Origin of the sequence: Agromyces binzhouensis (assembly GCF_004135055.1) — a bacterium.
GTDB classification, from domain to species: Bacteria; Actinomycetota; Actinomycetes; order Actinomycetales; family Microbacteriaceae; genus Agromyces; species Agromyces binzhouensis.
The window spans coordinates 1-6,089 of the sequence record NZ_SDPL01000176.1 but is presented as its reverse complement, the minus strand read 5'-3'; the positions used below and the strand labels follow the sequence as shown (position 1 = coordinate 6,089).

General features: G+C 72.4%; 6 protein-coding genes. 2 read left to right on the top strand and 4 right to left on the bottom strand.

Features of this window, described 5'->3' with window-relative positions; genetic code table 11:
• Positions 1-74 precede the first annotated feature (74 nt).
• Together ESO86_RS09810 and ESO86_RS18800 are read right to left on the bottom strand one after the other, a co-directional pair.
• On the bottom strand, positions 75-1,811 hold the full coding sequence (locus ESO86_RS09810) for a glycoside hydrolase family 13 protein (protein ID WP_129234735.1): 1,737 nt from the start codon (positions 1,809-1,811) through the stop codon (positions 75-77).
• Positions 1,812-1,936: 125 nt separating this feature from the next.
• A complete protein-coding gene (locus tag ESO86_RS18800; RefSeq protein ID WP_165307607.1) occupies positions 1,937-2,353 on the bottom strand; it encodes a transferase in 417 nt (138 codons plus the stop codon).
• A gap of 217 nt (positions 2,354-2,570) precedes the next feature.
• On the opposite strand from ESO86_RS18800, the gene ESO86_RS09800 reads away from it, so the two are divergent.
• On the top strand, positions 2,571-3,881 hold the full coding sequence (locus ESO86_RS09800; protein WP_129234733.1) for a glycosyltransferase: 1,311 nt from the start codon (positions 2,571-2,573) through the stop codon (positions 3,879-3,881).
• Between the two features lie 4 nt (positions 3,882-3,885).
• Here ESO86_RS09800 and ESO86_RS09795 read toward each other — a convergent pair whose 3' ends face one another.
• A complete protein-coding gene (locus ESO86_RS09795) occupies positions 3,886-4,842 on the bottom strand; it encodes an FKBP-type peptidyl-prolyl cis-trans isomerase (protein ID WP_129234732.1) in 957 nt (318 codons plus the stop codon).
• Positions 4,843-4,954: 112 nt separating this feature from the next.
• On the opposite strand from ESO86_RS09795, the gene ESO86_RS09790 reads away from it, so the two are divergent.
• Positions 4,955-5,803, top strand: coding sequence for a class I SAM-dependent methyltransferase (locus ESO86_RS09790; protein WP_129234731.1), 849 nt, complete (start codon positions 4,955-4,957; stop codon positions 5,801-5,803).
• Between the two features lie 5 nt (positions 5,804-5,808).
• On the opposite strand, the gene ESO86_RS09785 is transcribed toward ESO86_RS09790, so the two are convergent.
• Positions 5,809-6,089 (bottom strand): sulfurtransferase (locus tag ESO86_RS09785; RefSeq protein ID WP_277985223.1); only part of this gene is annotated, 281 nt, incomplete at its 5' end.

The following is a 6,089-nucleotide window of genomic DNA, read 5'->3' as shown; positions in this document are numbered from 1 at the left end:
CCGGCCGGGTCCGCACGCTCGAGCTGCTCGCCGAGCGCCTCGCCGCGTAGTCGGGGCGCCGGGCGCGCGGGCGCTCAGGCGAGTGAGCTCACCCGCGCCTCCCACGGACCGAGCGGCGCGTCGAACGCTCCCGGCGCGTCGGGCAGCGTGTTCGTGAGCACCGGCAGCGAGTCCCGCCAGCGATACGCGAGCCCCTCGGGGAAGACCGGGTCGTGCTCGACCGAGGAGAGGTTCACCACGACGAGCAGGCGGTCCTCGTCGAGCACCCGCTCGAACGCGAAGATCGCCGGGTGCCCGGCATCCACCCGCACGAACGAGCCGTGGGCGACCACGGGGCGTCCGTGTCGGAGCGCGATGAGCTGCCGGTGGTACTCGAACACCGACCCCGGGTCGCCGACCTGGGCGGCGGCGTTGATGGTGGCGTGGTTCGGGTTCACCGCGAGCCACGGGATGCCGCTCGTGAAGCCCGCGTTCGGCGTGGCATCCCACTGCACCGGCGTGCGGGCGTGGTCGCGGCTCATCAGGCTCAGCCCGTCGAGCGCGTCGGCCACGGCCGTGCCGCTCGCGACGGCCTCGGCGTACGCGTTGAGCGACTCGACGTCGCGGTACTCGTCGAGGCTCGCGAACGGCGCGTTCGTCATGCCGAGCTCCTGGCCCTGGTAGACGTACGGCGTGCCGCGCTGCAGGTGCAGCACGGTCGCGAGCGCGGTCGCCGACGAGTACCAGTGCGCCTCGGCGTCGCCGAAGCGGCTGACCGAGCGCGGCTGGTCGTGGTTCTCGAGGTAGAGGCTGTTCCACCCGCGGTCGGCGAGGCCCTCCTGCCACTTGGCGAGGGATGCCGCGAGCTCGCCGGGCGCGAGCGGCCGGGGGTGGAACTTCGTCGCGCCGTGGTCGAGGCCCACGTGCTCGAAGTGGAAGACCATGTCGACCTCGCGCCGCTCGGGATCGGTGAAGAGGATCGCCTCCTCGATCGTCGCGCCGGGCGTCTCGCCGACCGTGATGAGGCCCTCGCGCCCGTCGAACACCTCGCGGTGCATCTCCTGCATGAACTCGTGCAGGCGCGGCCCGTTCGTGTAGGCCGCGCCGCCGTCGCCGAAGCGCCGGCCCGCGCGGACCGGGCCGTCGGGCAGGTGCGGATGCTTCGAGATGAGGTTGATCACGTCCATGCGGAAGCCGTCGACGCCGCGGTCGAGCCACCAGCGCATCATCTCGTACACCGCGTGCCGCACCTCGGGGTTCTCCCAGTTGAGGTCGGGCTGCTTCACGTCGAAGAGGTGGAGGTAGTACTCCCCCGTCGACTCGTCCCACTCCCAGGTCGAGCCGGAGAAGAACGACTCCCAGTTGGTCGGCTCGGCGCCGGGATCGCCGCCGTGCGCGCCCTCGCGCGGCGGACGCCACCAGTACCAGTCGCGCTTCGGGTTCTCGCGGCTCGAGCGCGACTCGACGAACCACGGATGCTCGTCGGACGTGTGGTTCACGACGAGGTCCATGACGAGGCGGATGCCGCGCTCGTGCATCGCCGCGACGAGCGCGTCGAAGTCCGCCAGCGTGCCGAAGGTCGGGTCGATGTCGCGGTAGTCGCTGATGTCGTACCCGTTGTCCGCCTGCGGTGACCGGTGGATCGGCGAGAGCCACACCACGTCGACGCCGAGGCGTTCGAGGTGGTCGAGGCGCTGGAGGATCCCGCGGAGGTCGCCGATCCCGTCGCCGTCGGAATCCTGGAAGCTGCGTGGGTACACCTGGTAGACCACGGCGGACTTCCACCAGTCCGGGGCGGTCGACGGATGCCTGGGCTCGCGTTCGTTCGCCATGCCTCGATCCTCGCAGGCCGAGCGCGTCACGTCATCCGTCCGTCGAGCGAGTCGGGTCGCGCGGGTCGGCCGGACATGACGATGCCCCGGGCGTGCGCCCGGGGCATCCGCTGCTCGATGCGCGCTCAGGCCGCGAGGCCGAGGCGGCGCAGGTCGTCGCCCGAGGCCCGATGCTCGGAGCCCTCGGCGACGGTCGCCTCGCGCGGCACGCGTGCGCCGTTCTGCACTCGCGCTCCGGCGCCGACGGCCGCGTACGGCCCGACGACGGCGAAGCGGCCGATCACGGCACCGCGGCCGATGCGTGCGTTCACGCCGATCGTCGCGTTCTCCGCGACGATCGCGTCCTGCTCCACCCAGGCGCCGTGCGACAGGGTCGCGCCCCGCTGCACCTCCGCACCGGGATCGACGTATGCGGTCGGGTCGACGAATGCCGTTGCGTCCACCTTCGCGGTCGTCGCCACGAGGCCGCGACCGTTCACGTGCTTGCGGTATCGGCGCAGGATGCCGGCATCGTCTTCGAACTCGACGTAGCTGATGCCCACTCGTCCTCCATTCCGTCCGGCCATAGGGGTGCCGGATACAGGTACAACATCCGGGCTGACCGGGGCATTCCCGAGTCTCGGTGGCAACCCTCCGGATCTCCATGGATATCCCTGATCCTCCGCTGGACGCGCGGCCGTAGCGTCGGCCGGGTGCCGTCGAACGATGCCGGCACGACCGCCCTGCGGGGCGATCCCGTCGTTCCAGGAAGTCACCGACATGTCCACGTACCTGCTCTGCGCGAGCCCCATCCAGGGTCACGCCGCCCCGGTCATCGCCATCGCCCACGACCTCGTCGCGCGCGGCCACGACGTCGCCGTGCTCACCGGCTCGCGGTTCCGCGACGCGGTCGAGGCGGCGGGCGCGCGCCATCGTGCGCTCACCGGCGTCGCGGACTTCGACGACCGGGTCATCCAGGACCACCTGCCGGAACGCGACCGGCACCACGGCATCGCGAAGCTCGAGTACGACGTGCAGCGGATCTTCGTGCGGCCCATGCCGGAGCAGTTCCGCGCGCTCGAAGCGCTCATCTCGGAACTGGCACCCGACGCGATCCTCCACGAGGCCGCCTTCACCGGCGTCATCCCGCTGCTGTTCGACGACCCCGCCTCACGTCCGCCGGTCATCGGCGTCGGCGTCATCCCGCTCTCGCACCGCAGCGTCGACACCGCGCCGGGCGGGCTCGGCCTGCCGCCCCGCTCCGACGCCGTCGGGCGACTGCGGAACCGGGTCCTGAACGCGCTCGTCGCGAAGGTGGTCTTCCGCAGGACCCAGGCGCTCGCCGATCGCACCGTGCGCGAGCTCGGCCGGCCGGGACTCGAGGAGTTCCTGTTCGACTTCACGACGCGGTGCGATCGCTTCCTGCAGCTCTCGCCCGCGGAGTTCGAGTACCCGCGCAGCGACCTCAGCCAGAACGTGCGGTTCGCGGGCACCGTCCTGCCGCCGTCGCCCGCGCCCGCCGGGCTGCCCGACTGGTGGCCCGACCTCGACGGCGACCGGCCCGTCGTGCACGTCAGCCAGGGCACGATCGACAACAAGGACTTCACCCGACTGATCCGCCCGACGCTCGACGCACTCGCCGACCGCGACGTGCTCGTCGTGGCCGCCACGGGCGGACGGCCGGTCTCCGAACTCGGCGAGCTTCCCGCGAACGCCCGTGCGGCCGAGTTCCTGCCCTACGACCTGCTGCTGCCGAAGACCGACGTCTTCGTGACGAATGCGGGATTCGGCGGCACCCAGTACGCACTGAGCCACGGCGTCCCGATCGTCGCCGCGGGCGACACGGAGGACAAGCCCGACGTCGCGATGCGCGTCCAGTGGACGGGGACCGGGCTGACCCTGCGGACCGGGAGCCCGACGCCGTCCGCCGTCCGGGCCGCCGTCGACCGCGTGCTCTCCGAACCGTCCTTCCGCGAGCGCGCCCGGGCGATGGCGCGCCGCATCGCCGAGGTCGACGGCGTGAGCGTCATCGCCGCCGAACTCGAGCAGGCTGCATCGGCTCGCCGAGCCGCGGGCGCGGCGAGCCGGTGACGGGTCAGCCGTCGGCGCGGGTCTCCGTGATCTCGACGTAGAAGACGAGGGTCTGGCCGCCGAGGCCGTTGGAGGACTCCTCCTCGCCGTAGCCGAGCGCCGGCGGGATGGTGACGAGCAGCTTCGTGCCGACCGGCTGGCCGACGAGCGCCGCACCGAAGCCCGGGATCACGCCCGAGATCGAGAACGGCACGGGCGCGTTGCCGAAGCTCTGGTCGAAGACCTCGCCGGTCTCCCAGACGACGCCCTGGTAGTCGACGGTCACGACGTCGTCCTCGGCGACGACGTCGCCGTCGCCCTCCTCGAGGACCGCCACGAGCAGTTCGTCGGACGGCTCGGCGTCGGGGATCGTCACGGTCGGGGCGCCGTCGGCGTCGTACTCGACCGTCGGGACGTCCTCGGTCCACTCGCTCGGCACGGGCAGTTGGACGAGCTCCTGCACGTCCGTCACGATGACGAGCGTCTCGCCGGGCGCGACGCCGATGCCCTCGTTGCCCTCGTCGCCGTAGATCGAGGAGGCCGGTGCGACGGTGACGACGCGCGAGCCGACGGGGACGCAGTCGGCACCCGCTCGGAAGCCGTCGTAGAGCGTGCCCTCCTCCAGCTCGAGCGTGGCGGGCTGCGAGAAGATCTGCTCGCCGGTGCTCCCGGAGAACGCGGTGACCTGGGCGCTCACCTGGTCGCCCGGGACGGTCGCGTCGCCGTCGCCCTCGATCACGATGGTGCGCTGCAGTTCGTCCGCCTCCAGCGGCGCGTCGAACGTCGCGGTCGGGGTGGCGCCGAAGTCGCCCAAGACCTCGATGCCGTCGCTCTGCTCGCCGGCCTCGACCTCGAGGCAGGCCGCGGCGGCATCCGTCGACGTGGGCTCGGGGGCCTCGCCGCCGCCCGCGCATCCGGCGAGGAGCAGGGCGGCCACGGATGCGAGCGCGATGGGCGCGCCACGACGCAGGGCACGGTTCATGGAGGGTACTCGTTTCAGATTCGAAAGCAGACGTGAACCTCAAGTCTGCACGGCGGATGTCTCGATTGCCTGAGTCTTCACGGATGCGTGACGCGGGAGTCACAATGTGCACATGGGGGAAGTCGGAACCGAGCCCGACGTCGCCGCCGTGTTCAGCGAGGCGGCCGCGACGTTCACCGAGCTCGACGAGGTGCTGTGGGACCCGATCTCGCGGGCGACGGTGCTGCGCGCGGCGCCGCGCTTCGACGAGCGCGTGCTCGACGCGTGCGCGGGTGCCGGTGCCTCGGCCCTGCCGACCGCGGAGCTCGTCGGGCCGGGCGGACTCGTCGATGCGGTCGACCGTTCCGACGCGATGCTGGCGGCCCTGCGCGAGCGTGCGGGCGAGCACGTGCCCTGGCTGCGGGTCCACGTGGCCGACGCGTCGACCTGGCCCTACACGGGCTACGACCTCGTGCAGTGCGTGCTCGGGGTGTTCTTCTTCGACGAGGTGGAGACCGGCGTCGAGCACCTCGTGCAGTGCGCCCGACCCGGCGGGCGGGTCGCGGTGACGGTGTGGGCGGATGGCGCGTTCGAACCGCTCCCGGAGGTGCTCGCGGCGGTCCTGCCGGACGACGACGCGCGCGTGCCGACCCTCGACGAGGACGACCGACCCGCCATGCCCGGCGCCGGTACGGCGGGCGGACTCGCGCACTGGCTCGTCGAGCGCGGGCTCGTCGACGTGCGCGCCGAGGCCGTGCCGCGGCATCTCGACCTCACGCCGGACGTGTCGTGGGCCCTCGTCGTCGGGACCGGGATGCGCGCGATGCTCGGCGACCTCGACGAGGTGGCGATCGAGGACGTGCGCGACCACTACCTCGCGGCGATCGAGGAGCGCGGCGTGGCATCCGTCGACATCACGACGCTCATCGGGATCGGCCGTCGCCCGGAGGCCCCGGCCGACGGCGAGGTCGTGGAGGGATAGCAGGACTACGCGTCGCCGCCGGGCGATGCCCCCGTCGCGACCGGCCGTTCCGGGTGGTTCGACCACTGGCTGAACGACCCCGGGTACAGCGCCGCCTCGATACCGGCGACGGCGAGCGCGGCCACCTCGTGCGCGGCGTTGACGCCCGAGCCGCAGTAGGCCGCGACCGGGTGGTCGACGTCGACCCCGAGCGAGGCGAAGCGCGCGCGGAGCTCGTCGGCCGGGAGGAACCGGCCGTCGCCGTCGAGGTTCCCCGCCGCCGGTGCCGACACCGCGCCCGGGATGT